The sequence below is a fragment of the Acidovorax facilis genome (genome assembly GCF_050626955.1).
In the GTDB taxonomy this organism is placed as follows: domain Bacteria; phylum Pseudomonadota; class Gammaproteobacteria; order Burkholderiales; family Burkholderiaceae_C; genus Acidovorax; species Acidovorax facilis.
Genome location: NZ_CP192460.1, coordinates 4574680 through 4588778, shown reverse-complemented (window position 1 = coordinate 4588778; position 14099 = coordinate 4574680). Strand labels below are relative to the sequence as shown.

Below are 14099 nucleotides of genomic sequence, written 5' to 3'. Positions count from 1 at the left end.
CGAATTTTGTTGAATTTTCGTGCCCTGGACCTGCCCGGCCATCAGCGCCCGCGCCTTTGCTGCTGCCGCATCTGGCGCCGCCCCAGCCAGCCCAGCTAGGAGACCGTCGGACTTGGAAATCGTCGGCTGCAAATTGGCCGCAGCGGTCCATTTTTGGCTTCGCCGCTCTTCGAGAACACCGTCTTTTTGCCCCATAGCCGAGCTATGGGGCTGCAAATCCGGCAAAAACTGTCCTCGCTGGGGCCAATTTTCGCTTCGACGCTCCAAGTCCGACAGCCTCCAGGAATGTCCTGCATAACTCCCTGCGGTCGGTGATAGCGCGGTCTCGGGCGGTCTGCTGCGTTGCTTTTCTTGCCAATAGCCGGCTATTGGCAAGAAAAGACGCCTTGTAGCCCATCCCGATCCGCACTACCTCCGCCTCGCGAGGGCTATGCAGGCCATTCCCAGCGCCGCCAGCACCAGCATCCATGGATCGTTCACCGGAATCCCCGTGGAGAGGGCCATCACTTGGAGGTTCAGTGTGATGGTGGAGGACAGGCCGTTGGCGTCCGTGACCTGGATGACCAGGACATAGAGCCCCGGTGTGGTCGGTGTTCCGCTCAGCAGGCCGTTGGGCCCCAAGGTCATGCCCGGGGGCAGGGGGCCGGAGTTCACGGTGAAGGTGTAGGGGCTGGTGCCGCCGGTGACCTGGATCTGTCCGCTGTAGGCGGTGTTCGCGACCAGCACGGGCGGAGGGGTGATGGTCAGCGCACCTGTCACGGTGCCTGCACCCAGCAGGTCCAGTTCGCGCCCCAGGGCGTCGGACACTGTGATGGTGAAGCTGTAGGGCGCCGAGCTGGTGGGCGTGCCCGTGAGATCGCCCGTGCCCGACAGGCTCAGGCCCGCCGGAAGAAGCCCTGCGCTGACGAGGAACTGGTAGGGCGCCACCCCATCGCTGGCGACAAAGGTCACGCTGTAGGGCACACCCAGCGCCGGTGTGGGAATGCTGGACGGGGTGACGGTGATGTCCTGCGCGGCGACGCTGGCAGCCCACAGCACCAGGCTGGCAACGCCGATCCATGTGGTGAGGCGGCGCAACCCGGTGCGCAGTGCCTGCGCTGCGCGGGCCGTCATCGCGCGCCCCCGTTTTTGCGCGCGAGCTGCTGCTCCAGGGCCGAAAGGCGTTCGGCCAGAGCCATGAGTTCTGCATCCTTGGCGGCCAGCTTCTGGTGGAGGGCCTGGACCGTGGCGGCCGCAAGGCCGGCGACATCGCTGGGCGCAAGCGTCCGGGGGCTGGCGCCCACCTGAAAGCGCTGGTGTACATCCTCGGCCATGGGCCCCACGTGCACGCTGGCGTTGAGATCGCTCAGGTAGCGCCAGGCATACAGCGGCAGGTTCAACACTTCGCCGAGGACAGCATGGATCGGGGCCGGGCTGATGTCGTGTTTGAGCGTGCGGCTGGAGCCCTGGCTGAGCGTGCCGGCCACCACCAGGCCGCCGCCTGTCTGCATCGACAGTGCATTGCTGCCACTGCCGCTGGGCGCCAGGCTGAAGGCCGAAGCCGTAGCGTGTTGCGTCCAGTATGCGGTGCCTGTGCCATGTGCAAGCCGCGCAGCGATGGCGCCGTTGTTCTGCAGCTCCATCTGCACGCGGGGCAGGGCAGTGGCGTTGGTGTTGTCCACCAGCAGGGCTCCGCTGCCGTCCGCGCGCCGCAGGTGCAACGGGGCAGCAGGGCGCGGCGTGCCCAGGCCCACGCTGCCGTTGCCCGCAATATCAACGCTGGCATGTGGCGCCCCCGGCCGGATGCGCAGGGGAAGGAGGGAGCCGCCGGTGACATCGCGCACGAAGAAATTGGCTTCGTTGCCCGCCACATCCCAGGTCTGGGCTGTGTAGCCGCCGGTGTTGTTCTGCTCTTGCCGCAGCGCCGGGGTGTTGGAGGACAGCACATGCAGATCAAGCACGGGTACGCCGGTGCCCACCCCCACGCGCCCTTGCGGGTCCACAACCAGGCTGTTGGCGGGCGCTCCGGCCAGCCAGCGCACGGGGGTCAAGCTGCCTGTGACATCGTCGATGCCGAGGTAGCTGGCCCCGCCGCTGGCGCTGTCGTTGGCGATGATCTGCCAGTCGTTGCCGGGAAACGCGCCCGCACTGGTGTCTTCAAACTTGATGCGCAGGTTGTTTTCCTTCAGGCGCAGGGTGTCGAAGCCAAAGCTCTCGTTGTTGACGCAGTCAAACCCCATGCAGATGCTGCCTTGCACGATCTGGTCGTCGGCGACCAACTGGTCTTTGGTGGCAAGGCGGAGGGTGCGGGCGGCCTTTGAAGATGGGGCGGACTGCGCGGCGGGGCCGTCGGCTGTATCCCCTTCGCCCGGGGGCAAAAGTGCGGGTGGCAGCACAAACGCACCGCCCGCCACCGACACGTTGCCGGCCAGCATGGCGCCCCTGGGCCCGGCAGCGCTGGAGGCACCCACGGGGTTGGCCGCCACGGGGGTTGCATCGTCGGGCCGCACGGCAGCGGTGGTGGGGGCCAGCGTCAACTCGTAGGTGTAGCGTCCGTCGGGCAAGGGATGGTCTTGCAGCGACAACACCAACGGGCCGGACAGCACCAGGTCCTGGGGCGCATCGCCCTCGCGGGCGATGCGCAGCACGGCGCGGCCATGGGGTGCGGTGGGGGTCCACTCCAGCCGGGTGGCCTGAAGCCGTGCCGCAATGGCGGGGGGCTGCACTTCGCTGCCGGTTTGTGCGTGCACGAGGGGTGGGCTCAGCAGGGATGCCAGGGTGGCGGCAACCAGGGCGGCAGCGCGCGGCCGCAGCCTGGTCAGGAGGGGCAAGCAATGGTGGGCAGGCATGTTGGCAATCCCTAGCGTGCTGCGGGCGTGGCGTTCTTGGTGGGCACGCCCGGAGCGCCCGGAGCGCCCGTCGGGGCCATCTGCGCTTCGAGCAGGGAGATGCGGGCCCGGATCGCGGCGATGTCTGCCTCGCGCTCGTTCACCTTGCGGGCCAGCGCCTGCACGGCGCCCAGGGTCACGCCGGCCAGATCGCCGGGGGCCAGGCTTTTGTCGTCCTGCCCCAGCTGGAAGATCTTGCGGAAGTCCTCGGCCATGGGGCCGAGGTGGCGCTCTTGTGTGGGGCTGGATTTGTAGCGCCAGTGGTAGAGCGGCAGGGCCAGCACTTTCTCCAGCAGGGCGGCGCCATTGACCGGCTCGATGCCGGTCTTGAGCGTGCGGCTGGAGCCTGTGCTCAGGGTGCCGGTGATTGCCAGGTTGCCGTTGGCCGCCAGCGTGAACTGGGGGGTGCCAGCGCCCTGGGTCGCCAGCGTGAGCGCGGTGCCTGATGTCATGTCCCAGCCCGTGGCCGGTGCCGTGGTAAAGCGCAGCACGGCTGGCCCGTTGTTGGCCAGATTCAGCAGTGTGCGCGGGGCCGTTGTGCCGCTGGTTTCCTGAACCAGCACCTGGGCCGTGCCATCGGTGCGCCGGACGTGCAGCGCCGCGCCGGGCGAAGCGGTGCCTATGCCCACTGCGCCGGAGGCCGCAATGTCCAGGCTGCTGGTGGGCGCGCCGGGGCGAATGCGCAAGGGCAGACGCGAGCCGTTGGTGACGTCGCGCACGAAGAAGTTGGCCTCGTTGGCGCCGATGTCCCAGGTCTGCGCCGTGAAGCCGCCTGCCGACGACTGCTCCAGCCGAATGGCGGGGGTGTTGCCGGTCAGTGTGTGCACGTCCAGCACCGGCGTGGCAGTGCGCAGGCCCAGCCGGCCCGTCGAGCTGACGTACAGGCTGTTGCTGGGGGCGCCAGCACTGACGGTGAAGACCTGGCGGTTGGCCGTGGCATCCTCGACCGTGAAATACGATGCCCCGCCCGAGGCGGTGTCGTTGACACGGATCCGCCAGTCGTTGGCCGGAAAGGTGCCAACGCTGGTGTCGTCGAAATGAATGCCGAGGTTGTTCTCCTTGAGCCGGAGCGTGTCAAAGCCAAAGGATTCGTTGTTGACGCAATCCAAGCCCGCGCACAGGCTGCCCTGCACGATCAGGTCGTCGGCCACCACCTGGTCCTTGGTGGTGAAGGTGCTGCCGGTCTTGGTGGGCAGCACAGGGGCGCCTGGCTCGGTCGCATCCACCACCAACTGGCCCTGAATGACCACGAACGAGCCCGCCGTGATGCGTTGCTGCATCGTGGCCTGGGCCTGGGCGGGGTCCATGGCCGCAGGGGGCTCCAGGCTCAATTCATAAAAATAGCGGCCATCGGCCAGCCCTGCACGCTGGGGCTCCAGCACCACGGGGCCGCGCGCAAACGGCAGGTCGCTGACCGTGCCATCCGGGCGGGCCAGCCGCAGCTTGGCAGCGCCGTGGGGGGCCGCAGCCGTCCAGGTGATGCGGTCAGCCTGGCGCGTGGTGGAGATGGCCTGGGCCGGGGATTGGGCAGCACAGGTGGCAGCCGCGAGGGATGCCATCAGGGCGATGGTGGCTCGGTGCAGGGGTTTCATGGGGCTTTCTCGAAGGTGGGCATGGGCTGCCCAGGGCGCCAATATGGCCATTGCTGCATCGCGGCATTGCCGCCCGCAGAACCAGCGGCCCATCAATGGCGACGAGTCTGGCCGAGCGATGCCAGATCGTCAATCGAGTAATTGCCAGGGGTTGCGCTGCGCAAAAGCCCTGCGCCTGTGCTCAGCCCGCTTGCGGAATCGGCGCCCGCATGCCCGCGTTGATCAGGTTCCACGCATTGATCACGCCAATGGCAAAGCCCAGTTCGGAGATTTCCGCTTCGTTGAACACCGCCTGCAGCTTGGCGTATTCCTCATCGCTCGCATCGCTGTGGGGCGTGGCGGTGATGATCTCGGCCCAGCGGAACGCGGCGAGTTCACGTTCGCCGAAGAACGGCGCCTCGCGCCACCCTGCCACGGCGTTCAGGTGGCGCGGGTCCATGCCGTCCTTGACCAGGTAGGTCCAGTGCATGTCCATGCAGTATGCGCAGCCGTTGATCTGCGACACGCGCAGAAACACCAGCTCGGCCAGGCGCGCGCCCAGCGGGCCCTTCTTGATGGTTTCCGACAGGCTCACCAGGCCCATGAAGGCTTTGGAAGACAGCTTGTGATAGGGCAGGCGGGCGGTGTGTTGGGTGGTCGATGACATGGCGGTTCCTTGGATGTTGGTGGCAATGGTCCGGGGTAGATAAACCTTGGGCATGAAGGCGGCGGTGGTGTTGCTGCCTTTCATACTGGTTAGACGTTGCCGGGTCTGTCGCTGTGACACGGGGCGCCAAAAATCCTCAAGAGATTTCACCCCAGCGTGGCCGGAATGCCCGCCAGCTTGTCCGGATTGCGCACGGCGTAGATGGCCACTATCCGCTCCCCGTCCGTCACAAATGCTTGCGCCGACTCAAGGTGGCCATCCACATAGCGCAGCAGTCCCGGCTCGCCGTTGATGAGCGCCATGCGGTACACCACCTGCGTACCCAGGCGGCGGAACAGCGCCCAGTACAGATTGGCAATGCGAAACGGCCCCACCAGCGGCTTGGGGAAGGACGGTACCTTGCCGCCGCCGTCGCCAATCAGCTGCGCGTCTTCGCTCAGCAGCGCCTCGATGGCGTTGCGGTCGCCACTTTTGGCGGCCAGCATGAAACGCTGCAGCAACTGGTGATGCACGGCGTGGGGCACCTCAAAGCGTGTGCGCGCCTGCTGCACACGTTCGCTGGCGCGGTGCACCATCTGGCGGCAGCTGGCCTCGGTTTTCCCCAGCTGTGCGGCAATCTCGGGGTAGTCGTAGTCAAACACCTGGCGCAGCAAGAATGCAGCGCGCTCCTCCGGCCCCAGGCGCTCCAGCACGTACAGGAAGGCCACCGACAGCTCGCCCGCCAGCTCGGCGGCTGCCTCCGGCGTGTTGTGGTGCGACGCATCACCGGTGGGGTTGTCATGCAGCTCCACCAGCGGCTCGGGCAGCCACCAGCCCACATAGGCCTCGCGCTCGGCCTTCAGTGCCCGCAGCCGGTCGATGGACAGCCGCGTGACCACCGTCACCAGCCAGGCCTCGGCCGACTGCAGCGCGGTGGGGTCCTGGCGGCTCCAGCGCAGCCAGGTGTCCTGCAGCACATCCTCGGCATCGGCGCGCACGCCCAGCATACGGTAGGCAATGCCGAAGAGGCGGGGGCGCAGGGTGGTGAAGGGGTCGGTGGCGGTGGGTGCAGGGTCGGTCATGGCCAGCTCAAGAATAGTCCGAGGATGATCTCCAGACGGCCCGGCGTTTGGGTTTGTGACACCCATGTTGATGAAAGGGTGTCAGCACTGCGTCTGCTATAAATTAAATAGCTATTGATGCATATGGGTAAAGCGGTGGGGCCCATCTGGATGCATTTTCTTGGGTGGTTGTGATGGTGAGCCTGACCCAGCTGGCGGGCTTGTGGGGCGCCCCCCTCTCTGGTGCACAGATCGTCGGTGGTGGTGCGGGATTGGTGAATTCCCTCGATGTCGCGGCCGTTCAATTGCGCTGTGAGAACCTCCAATCTCCGCCTGAAAAGCGTCTCTAAAGTCATTCCATCCCATCAGTCGGTGGGAGGGAACAACCGGATTTTTGGAGATCACCATGTTCAATCCAAGCTTGAAAATCAGGAGGCTTCTGGCCTCGTTCGCTGCCGTCACCTGCCTGTCGGCGCTGGGGCTTTCTGCCCATGCCCTGGAGACGGTGGACAAAGGCGCCTTCACCATCGCCTTCTCTGGCGACATGCCTGGCACAGGCTACCAGGACGGCAAGATGGTCGGCTACGACGGCGAGATCCTGCAGCGCATTGCCGATGCACTCAAGCTCAAGGTCAAGCCCGCGCTGATGGAATGGTCGGGCACGATTGCCTCGGTGCAATCGAAGCGCGTGGATGTGATGGCAGGCACCATGGGATGGACGGAGCAGCGCTCCAAGATCATGGCGTTGAGTGATCCCATCCACTACTTCAAGAACGGCATCACCCAGTCGGACAAGACGGACTGGAGCAAGCTCAAGGATCTTGAAGGCAAGAAGGTCGGCACCATCACCGGCTTCTCGTTCATCCCCGAGCTGCGCAAGATCAACGGCCTGCAGCTGGCGCTGTACGACACCTCGGACGCCGCTGTGCGCGACCTGCTGGCGGGCCGCATCGACGCGGTGATCGGCGACCCGCCGGTGATGCAGTACGCCATCTCGCAGAACCCGCAGTGGAAGGTCAAATTCAATGCTTTCACCGATTCCTCGCCCGACTACCCGCTACTGACAGGCCTGGGCCAGGTGGTGTTTGGCCTGAACAAGGACAACCCTGAGCTGGTCAAGGCCGTGAACACCGAGATCGCCAAGCTCTGGGGCAGCTGCGATCTGCGCAAGATCGGCAAGACCTACGGCCTGGTGCAGGACGTCTGGTACATCCCCGTGGGCCAGAACACCCGTGCCGGTGTTGACCGCCCCGCCGACTGGAAGCTGCCTTCCTGCAAGTGAGCCCAATTGGGTAGGCCATGACCCCCTGGCCTTGACACGCCGCATGCCCGCCACGCGCAGCATGCGGCTTTTTTATTGCGGGTCCGCCAGCCCCGCCGGCCCTTCATCTTCTTTTTTCTTCTTTTTAACCACCATGGCATTCCTTGAACGGGCCGGGCGCGGGCTGTCTATACGCGCGTCGCTGATCCTCGGTTTTTCGGCCATTGGCGCGCTGCTTGCGTTGGCGCTGGGGCTGGCCGTGCAGGCAGGGCTGGCAGCAAACGCGCGGGTGGCGTCGATTGCAAGTGAGAGCCTGCCTCTGTGGAGTGCGGCCTACGAGGTGTCGCTGGAGGTGTCGTCCATATCCCGTGCGCTGCGCGATGCGGTTCTGGTGGAGATGCAGGAAGACCTGCCCACCGAGGTGGAGCGCATTGATGCGGCGCAGCGGCACATCGACAGCCGGATGGCCGCGTTGCAGGGAGCGGTGGTGCTCGCTCCCGAGCGCGAGTTGCTGGTACAGATCGGGCAGGCTGCCACGCGCTTTCGGCAGGACCGCGACCAGTTCCTGGCGCTTCTGCAGAGCGGTGCGCGCGGCCCTGCACGCGGCATGCTGACCGGGGCTTTGCGCCAATCGCAGACGGCCTATCTGCAGGCCCTGGCGCAACTGCGAGAGGCCCAGGCGCGCCAGGTGGAGCAGGCGGCCGCTGCGTCCATCACGGCGCTGCAGGGCATGCTGGTGCAGATGGCCGTGTCGTTCGTGCTGGTGCTGCTGGTGGGTTGCGCTGTGGCGGTGGCCCTGGTGCGCACGCTGACACGCCGGCTGGGAGCAGAGCCCCGGGCCGTGGCGCAGGCCATGGCCCGGGTGTCGGACGGGCTGTTGACTGCACCGCTACCGGGCGTGGTGGCGCCCGCCGGTTCGGTGATTGCCTCGCTGCGCGCCATGGTGGGTGGCCTGGGTGACACCGTGCAGCAAGTGCGCAGCGCATCGGTGGATGTGGCGGCGCAAAGCCGCAGCTTGGTCCATGAGGCCAAGAATCTGTCCGAGCGCACCGAGATGCAGTCGGCCGAGCTGCAGCAGGCGGCTGCGGCGCTGGAGCAGTTTGCGGCGACCATGGGCAACACGCAACAATCGGTGCTGGATGCGCACCGGCTTGCCACATCGGCCTGCAGTGTGGCGCGCGAGGGCCAGTCCATCGTCGATGGGGCCATGCAGAGCATGCTGGCGGTGGCTGGGCATGGTGCACGCATTGCCGAGACCACTGCAGTGATCGATGGCATTGCGTTCCAGACCAACATCCTGGCGCTCAATGCCGCCGTGGAAGCAGCCCGTGCTGGTGAGCAGGGGCGCGGCTTTGCCGTGGTGGCCAGCGAGGTGCGCAGCCTGGCGTTGCACTCCGCGAGTTCTGCCAAGGAGATCCGCCAGCTGATTCAGCAATCGAACGAGCAGATCGCTGCGTGCCGGAGCATGGTGGAACGCGCGCATGTGCAGACGGCGAGTGTGATCGAAGCCGTCAACTCGTTTGCCCAACTGATGGCTGCGGTGCAGACGGCCAGCGTCGAGCAGCATGTGGGAGTGCGCCAGTTGACTGAGGTGCTTTCGCGCATCGACCAGTTCACACAGCGCAATGCTGCGCTGGTGGAGGAAGCGCGCGGGGCCTCGGAAGCGCTCTATGCGCAGTCTGGCCGGCTGGTGTCGGTGGTGGCGCGTTTTCGCATCGAAGAAGAACCGGGCGATGGCGGGCGCCGCCTGCTTCAGGCCTCCACTGTGGCCGCCTGAAGCGCCTTGCGCATGCGCCCCGGGGGCATGCCGTAGAGCTGCTGGAAGTGTCGGATGAAATGCGACGCGTCCGAGAAGCCGCATTCGTAGGCGATGGTGATGATGGGCAGGTCGGTGCTGGTGAGCATCCAGCGCGCGTACTTGAGCCGTGCGTTGCGGTAGTACTCGGACGGCGTGGTGCGCGTCTCGGCCAGGAAGACACGTTCGAGCTGGCGGCTGCTTGAATCCACCAGCCGTGCGATAACCGCGATCTCCAGCGGTGTCCCGATGTTCTTTTCCATCAGTACGATGGCCTGGCGCAGCTTGTCGTGGTCGGCGGTGCCGTAGCCCAGAGCATGGCGGCGCGCCACATGGGTGCTGCTGGCGGCGGGGTTCACCGTCATTTGGTGGATGACCTTGGCCGCCCGGTCGGGCCCGCAATGCAGGCGCACCAGCTCGGCCGTGAGCTCCACGATGGAGATGCCACCTGCGCAGCTGATGCGGTCGCCGTCGAACACATAGTGGCAGTCAGTGCTGTAGTCCAGTGCGGGGAAGGCGGCCTTCCAGTCCTCCACATGAAAAGGATGCACGCAAGCGCGGCGTCCCGCCATGAGCCCCGCCTGAGCGAGCGCGAATGAGCCTGTGCAGATGCCGATCAGTGGCTTGCCCAGCGACGCCGCGAAATGCAGGAAGGTGCTGTAACGCGGGCTGGCGGTGGGGATGGCCGAAAGCAGGCCTCCGATGACCGCGATGTAGTCGTAGTCGCACTCGGAAGAAAGCGATTCCTGTACCGGCACCGCCACTCCGCAACTGGCCTGCACCGATTGCCCCGGCACCCCGAGGATGGTCCACGAGCAGCGGATCTGCCGACTCTGGTCGCCGACGTCGGCAGCATGGCGCAGGCCATCACACAGCCCGGCCAGCGACAGCAGCGGGAACTGCGGCCACAGCAGGATGCCCACGCGCAGCTCCGCCGCCGACGCGGTGGCCGCAGGCCTGCGCCGCGCAGGGGTGGCCCGGGGTGGGGCGTCCAGCCGGTCAATCAATGCACCAATGTCGCCTGTGTTCTGTGCAATGGCCTGGTGCAAATTTGCACCAATCTCTTCAGAAAGCTCTTTGGGACGGGCTTTGGTTGGGGGCATGGGGTTTTCCCGGTATGTCGCATACGTTCAATATAGCGGCGACGGCCTGCAATGAACAGATGGACGAAATTTCTAGCATGGAGGCACTGGGTATCGACGTGTGCGGTTGCAAAGACCGTGCCGCGCTACCCGCAGTTTTGTCTGGAGAACCATGTGAACCATCCCCTGCTTCAAGTGAGCGGCCTCAAGAAGAGCTATGGCCCGGCCGAGGTGCTCAAGGGCATTTCGTTCAACCTGCAAAAAGGCGAGACGCTCTCGCTCATTGGCCCCAGCGGGTCGGGCAAGTCCACCTGCCTGCGCTGCCTGAACTTTCTGGAGAAACCCCAGGCGGGAGAGGTGCTGCTCGAATCCGAGCGTATCGGGCAAGTGCCTGCAGGGAAGGACGCCTGGCGCTTTATGACCGACACCGAGATGGCGCCGCAGCGCCGCGAGATCGGCATGGTGTTTCAGCTGTTCTACCTGTGGCCGCACCTCACCGTGCGCGACAACGTGGCGCTGGCATCGATCAAGGCTGCGCGCATGCCGCGTGATGCGGCCTATGCGTTGGCTGAAGAAATGCTCGACAAGGTGCACCTGCGCCACAAGGCCGATGCCTATCCCGAGCAGCTTTCGGGCGGGCAGCAGCAGCGCGTGGCGATTGCGCGTACGCTGGCGCAAAAGCCCAAGCTGATTCTTTTCGACGAGCCCACTTCGGCGTTGGACCCTGAGCTGGTGGGCGAGGTGCTGGGCGTGATTCGGGAACTGGCCGAGGAGGGCCGCTCAATGATCCTGGTCACGCACGAAATCCGCTTTGCGCGTGACGTGGCCGATCGCGTGATCTTCATGGACGGCGGGCACATCGTGGAAGAGGGGCCGGCCGCGCAGGTGATCAATCAGCCGCGCATGGAGCGCACACGCAGCTTTCTTGGCCAGGTTGGCAAGGAAGCCGGGCTGGAGCTGTGACCATGCCCGGCATCGAAACCCTGATCCTCATTGTGCTCACGCTCGCGCGTGGCGCGGTGACCGCAGCGCAGGTGGCCCTGGGCGCGGGACTGCTGGCTTCCAGCCTGGGCCTTTTGCTGGCGCTGCTGGTGGTCTTTGCGCACAACCGTGTGCTGCAGGCTGTCATCGCGGTCTACATCGAGTGGATGCGCAATGTGCCAGCGCTGGCGCATCTGTTCGTGCTGTACTTTGGGCTGGCGTCCGTGGGGGTGCGGCTGTCGCCGCTCACGGCTGCGGTGATTGGCCTGGGCCTGGTGGGCGCGGCCATCCTGTGCGAGGTGTTCGCGGCGGGCCTGTGCTGCCTGCACGCAGGCCAGCGCGAGGCGGCGCTGGCAGTGGGCCTGACACCGGCCCAGGCGCTGCGCAATGTGCTGCTGCCGCAAATGCTGCGCGTGACCTTGCCTTCGCTGGGCAGCTACGCAAGCCAGCTGGTCAAGGACACCTCGATTGCCTCGGCCATTGCGGCGCCTGAGGTGATGTTCTATGCGCGCAATCTGGTCACATCCACGTTCGAGACGCCGATCATTTACCTGACCGCCATGCTGCTCTATGCGGCGATGGTGCTGCCTATCAGCTGGGCTTTTGCGCGCCTCGAACGCAGCACGGCAGGGGGTGCGCGATGAAAACGTTCTTTGCAACCTACGCCGAGTACATGGTCGATTGGTGGCCTCGGCTGCTGGAGGCGGCGGTGGTCACGGCCGAACTCTCGGCCATCGGCTTCGTCATCGCACTGGTGCTGGGCGCCGTGCTGGTGTGGATGCTGCGCAGCGGTGTGACCTTGCTGCGGTACGGGGCCAATGGCTTCATTCAGCTGCTGCGCGCGGTGCCCCTGCTGGCGCTGCTCTTGGCCATCTATTTCGCGCTGCCAGCAGCGGGGGTCACGTTGTCAGGCTACTGGGCTGGCGCTATTGGCCTCGGTGTACATGGCGCGGCTTACGTGGCCGAGGTTCTGCGCGGCGGGCTCAAATCGGTGCACGGTGGGCAGCGCGAGGCGGGCCTGGCTGCGGGCCTGACACCACGGCAGGTATTCCTCTACGTCACGCTGCCGCAGGCCCTGCGGGTGATGCTGCCGCCGTTGCTCAACAGCTATGTGGCGCTGCTCAAGGACAGCTCGTTGTGTGCGCTGATCGCCACCAACGAACTGATGCTGACAGCCAAGGCCATGTCCAGCGAGTACTTCCTGCCGCTGCACATCTTCATCCTGGTAGGGCTGCTGTATTTCGCGATTGCGTTTCCCCTGTCCCTGTTGTCGCGGTGGCTGGAACGGCGCCTGGCCCATGGACGCCGCACGGTGGGTGCGGCATGAACCGAGACAACAACACCATGACATCCATGACCTACGCGCCGCTGGAACGGCTGGCCGCCGCCATCCATCGCGGAGAACTCTCAAGCGAGGCGCTGCTGGAGGCGCAGCTGGCGCGCATTGCGCGCTATGACAGCCAGCTGCATGCCTTTATCGACGTGTATGCCGACGAGGCCCGCGCCACCGCACGCGGCCTGGACCAGATGGCACGGGCTGGTGTGCGCCTGGGCCCGTTGCACGGTGTGACCGTGGCAGTGAAAGACCTGTTCGAGGTTCAGGACAAGCCCATCTCGGCAGGCTCGAAAGCGCGCCCGCCGCGCACTTCGGCGATCAGCGCTGCCGTGGTGGAGCGCTTGCGTGCTGCCGGGGCCGTGGTGATCGGCAAGACGCACACGGTGGAGTTCGCCTTTGGCGGCTGGGGCACCAATGCCGCCATGGGCACGCCGTGGAACCCCTGGGATCTGCAGACCCACCGCACCCCCGGTGGCAGCAGCAGCGGATCGGCCGTGGCGCTGGCGTCCGGCATGTGTTCAGCCAGTGTGGGCACCGACACGGGCGGCTCAGTGCGCATTCCGGCGGGGCTGTGCGGGGTGGTGGGGCTCAAGACCACGCGCGGCCTGATCAGCCGCCACGGGCTGATCGAGCTGTGCCCCACGCACGACACCGTGGGGCCACTGACCCGTACGGTGCGCGACAGTGCCCTCCTGCTCGACGTGCTCTCGGGCCCGGACCCGCGCGACAGCGTCTCCCTGCCGGTGCCTGTGCGCGAGGTCTTGCCGCAGCTCGATGCGCAGCGCTCGGTGGCGGGCATGCGGGTGTGGACCCTTCCAGAGGCAGAGCGCGAGCATGTGGCTGCCGAGGTGCTCGCCGTGTACGACCAGGCGCTGCAGGTGCTGGACGCCCTGGGCATGCAGCGGGTGAACCGGGCGCTGCCGCAAAGCAGCTCCGAATCCATGCTCGTGGCGGGAAGCCTGATGAGCGCCGAGGGGTACGCCAATCTGGGCCCCTTGTTCGAGCAGGATGGGCTTGAATTTGACCCCCATGTGCGCCGGCGCATTCTGCTGGGGCGTGATATCGGCTCGGCGCAGTACATCCACCTGCTCAAGCTGCGGGAGCAGGCCAAGGCCGACATGCTCATTGCCATGGAGGGTGTGGATGTCTGTGTGTTCCCCACCAACGCGATTGCCGCCATCCCGGTCTCTGAGGTGGACGAATTGGCCACGCCGCTGTCGCGCTTTGGCCGCTTCGTGAACCTGCTGGATCTTTGCTCTGTGGCGGTGCCTGCGGGGTTCACGGGGGCGGGCATGCCGGTGTCCATGCAGGTCATCGGGCGGCCGTTTGACGAGGCGACCATTTTGCGGGTAGGCGATGCCTTCGAGCGCGCGACGCGCTGGCACCGGGCTGTGCCGCCTGGGCTGGAGGCTTAAGCCTCTTTCCAGCCTTGTTTTTCTTCCCTCAGTGTGTTGACGGGGTCCGTGCGATTCACCGGCGCCTCACGGTCCGTCTGCAGC

At 65.9% G+C, this 14099-nt stretch carries 12 protein-coding genes; 6 read left to right on the top strand and 6 right to left on the bottom strand.

Translation table 11 applies throughout. The annotated features are described in order from the left end of the window. Nucleotides 1–408 precede the first annotated feature (408 nt). The 5 genes from ACQ4MJ_RS21050 to ACQ4MJ_RS21030 form a co-directional block, all read right to left on the bottom strand. Complete coding sequence (locus ACQ4MJ_RS21050; protein WP_431151392.1) at nucleotides 409–1113, bottom strand: Ig domain-containing protein; 705 nt, start codon at nucleotides 1111–1113, stop codon at nucleotides 409–411. Continuing rightward, a complete protein-coding gene (locus ACQ4MJ_RS21045; protein WP_431173673.1) occupies nucleotides 1110–2729 on the bottom strand; it encodes a tail fiber domain-containing protein in 1620 nt (539 codons plus the stop codon). Before ACQ4MJ_RS21045 ends, ACQ4MJ_RS21050 begins: the two co-directional genes overlap by 4 nt. 110 nt (nucleotides 2730–2839) lie before the next feature. Further along, the gene (locus ACQ4MJ_RS21040; protein WP_431151394.1) at nucleotides 2840–4459 is read right to left on the bottom strand and encodes a tail fiber domain-containing protein; all 1620 of its coding nucleotides are present in this window, start codon (nucleotides 4457–4459) and stop codon (nucleotides 2840–2842) included. Between the two features lie 181 nt (nucleotides 4460–4640). Next, nucleotides 4641–5105, bottom strand: a complete 465-nt coding sequence (locus tag ACQ4MJ_RS21035) for a carboxymuconolactone decarboxylase family protein (protein ID WP_431151395.1) — start codon at nucleotides 5103–5105, stop codon at nucleotides 4641–4643. Between the two features lie 146 nt (nucleotides 5106–5251). Continuing rightward, on the bottom strand, nucleotides 5252–6166 hold the full coding sequence (locus tag ACQ4MJ_RS21030) for an RNA polymerase sigma-70 factor (RefSeq protein ID WP_431151396.1): 915 nt from the start codon (nucleotides 6164–6166) through the stop codon (nucleotides 5252–5254). Between the two features lie 385 nt (nucleotides 6167–6551). Between ACQ4MJ_RS21030 and ACQ4MJ_RS21025 the strand changes: the two genes are divergently transcribed. Together ACQ4MJ_RS21025 and ACQ4MJ_RS21020 are read left to right on the top strand one after the other, a co-directional pair. Further along, nucleotides 6552–7427 (top strand): ABC transporter substrate-binding protein, encoded by an 876-nt coding sequence (locus ACQ4MJ_RS21025; protein WP_431151397.1) that lies wholly within the window; start codon nucleotides 6552–6554, stop codon nucleotides 7425–7427. A gap of 133 nt (nucleotides 7428–7560) precedes the next feature. Beyond that, a complete protein-coding gene (locus ACQ4MJ_RS21020; RefSeq protein ID WP_431151398.1) occupies nucleotides 7561–9183 on the top strand; it encodes a methyl-accepting chemotaxis protein in 1623 nt (540 codons plus the stop codon). Here ACQ4MJ_RS21020 and ACQ4MJ_RS21015 read toward each other — a convergent pair. Beyond that, nucleotides 9159–10304, bottom strand: coding sequence for a GlxA family transcriptional regulator (locus ACQ4MJ_RS21015; RefSeq protein WP_431151399.1), 1146 nt, complete (start codon nucleotides 10302–10304; stop codon nucleotides 9159–9161). The two genes, ACQ4MJ_RS21020 and ACQ4MJ_RS21015, sit on opposite strands and share 25 nt — an antisense overlap. 153 nt (nucleotides 10305–10457) lie before the next feature. Here ACQ4MJ_RS21015 and ACQ4MJ_RS21010 point away from each other — a divergent pair, with 153 nt between their 5' ends. The 4 genes from ACQ4MJ_RS21010 to ACQ4MJ_RS20995 are packed head-to-tail and all read left to right on the top strand — an operon-like array spanning nucleotide 10458 to nucleotide 14015. After that, on the top strand, nucleotides 10458–11246 hold the full coding sequence (locus ACQ4MJ_RS21010) for an amino acid ABC transporter ATP-binding protein (protein ID WP_057227878.1): 789 nt from the start codon (nucleotides 10458–10460) through the stop codon (nucleotides 11244–11246). A 2-nt stretch (nucleotides 11247–11248) separates the two neighbouring features. Next, nucleotides 11249–11908: an amino acid ABC transporter permease gene (locus ACQ4MJ_RS21005; protein WP_431151400.1), complete on the top strand. Its 660-nt coding sequence runs from the start codon at nucleotides 11249–11251 to the stop codon at nucleotides 11906–11908. After that, nucleotides 11905–12591, top strand: coding sequence for an amino acid ABC transporter permease (locus ACQ4MJ_RS21000; protein ID WP_431151401.1), 687 nt, complete (start codon nucleotides 11905–11907; stop codon nucleotides 12589–12591). Before ACQ4MJ_RS21005 ends, ACQ4MJ_RS21000 begins: the two co-directional genes overlap by 4 nt. Nucleotides 12592–12608: 17 nt before the next feature. After that, nucleotides 12609–14015, top strand: a complete 1407-nt coding sequence (locus ACQ4MJ_RS20995; protein WP_431151402.1) for an amidase — start codon at nucleotides 12609–12611, stop codon at nucleotides 14013–14015. The last annotated feature ends 84 nt before the right edge of the window (nucleotides 14016–14099 follow it).

Bases quoted from the DNA above. Each gene is read 5' to 3' on its own strand.
- ACQ4MJ_RS21050 (WP_431151392.1), bottom strand. From the start codon at position 1,113: ATGACGGCCCGCGCAGCGCAGGCACTGCGCACCGGGTTGCGCCGCCTC.
- ACQ4MJ_RS21040 (WP_431151394.1), bottom strand. From the start codon at position 4,459: ATGAAACCCCTGCACCGAGCCACCATCGCCCTGATGGCATCCCTCGCG.
- ACQ4MJ_RS21035 (WP_431151395.1), bottom strand. From the start codon at position 5,105: ATGTCATCGACCACCCAACACACCGCCCGCCTGCCCTATCACAAGCTG.
- ACQ4MJ_RS21030 (WP_431151396.1), bottom strand. From the start codon at position 6,166: ATGACCGACCCTGCACCCACCGCCACCGACCCCTTCACCACCCTGCGC.
- ACQ4MJ_RS21025 (WP_431151397.1), top strand. From the start codon at position 6,552: ATGTTCAATCCAAGCTTGAAAATCAGGAGGCTTCTGGCCTCGTTCGCT.
- ACQ4MJ_RS21020 (WP_431151398.1), top strand. From the start codon at position 7,561: ATGGCATTCCTTGAACGGGCCGGGCGCGGGCTGTCTATACGCGCGTCG.
- ACQ4MJ_RS21015 (WP_431151399.1), bottom strand. From the start codon at position 10,304: ATGCCCCCAACCAAAGCCCGTCCCAAAGAGCTTTCTGAAGAGATTGGT.
- ACQ4MJ_RS21005 (WP_431151400.1), top strand. From the start codon at position 11,249: ATGCCCGGCATCGAAACCCTGATCCTCATTGTGCTCACGCTCGCGCGT.
- ACQ4MJ_RS21000 (WP_431151401.1), top strand. From the start codon at position 11,905: ATGAAAACGTTCTTTGCAACCTACGCCGAGTACATGGTCGATTGGTGG.
- ACQ4MJ_RS20995 (WP_431151402.1), top strand. From the start codon at position 12,609: ATGACATCCATGACCTACGCGCCGCTGGAACGGCTGGCCGCCGCCATC.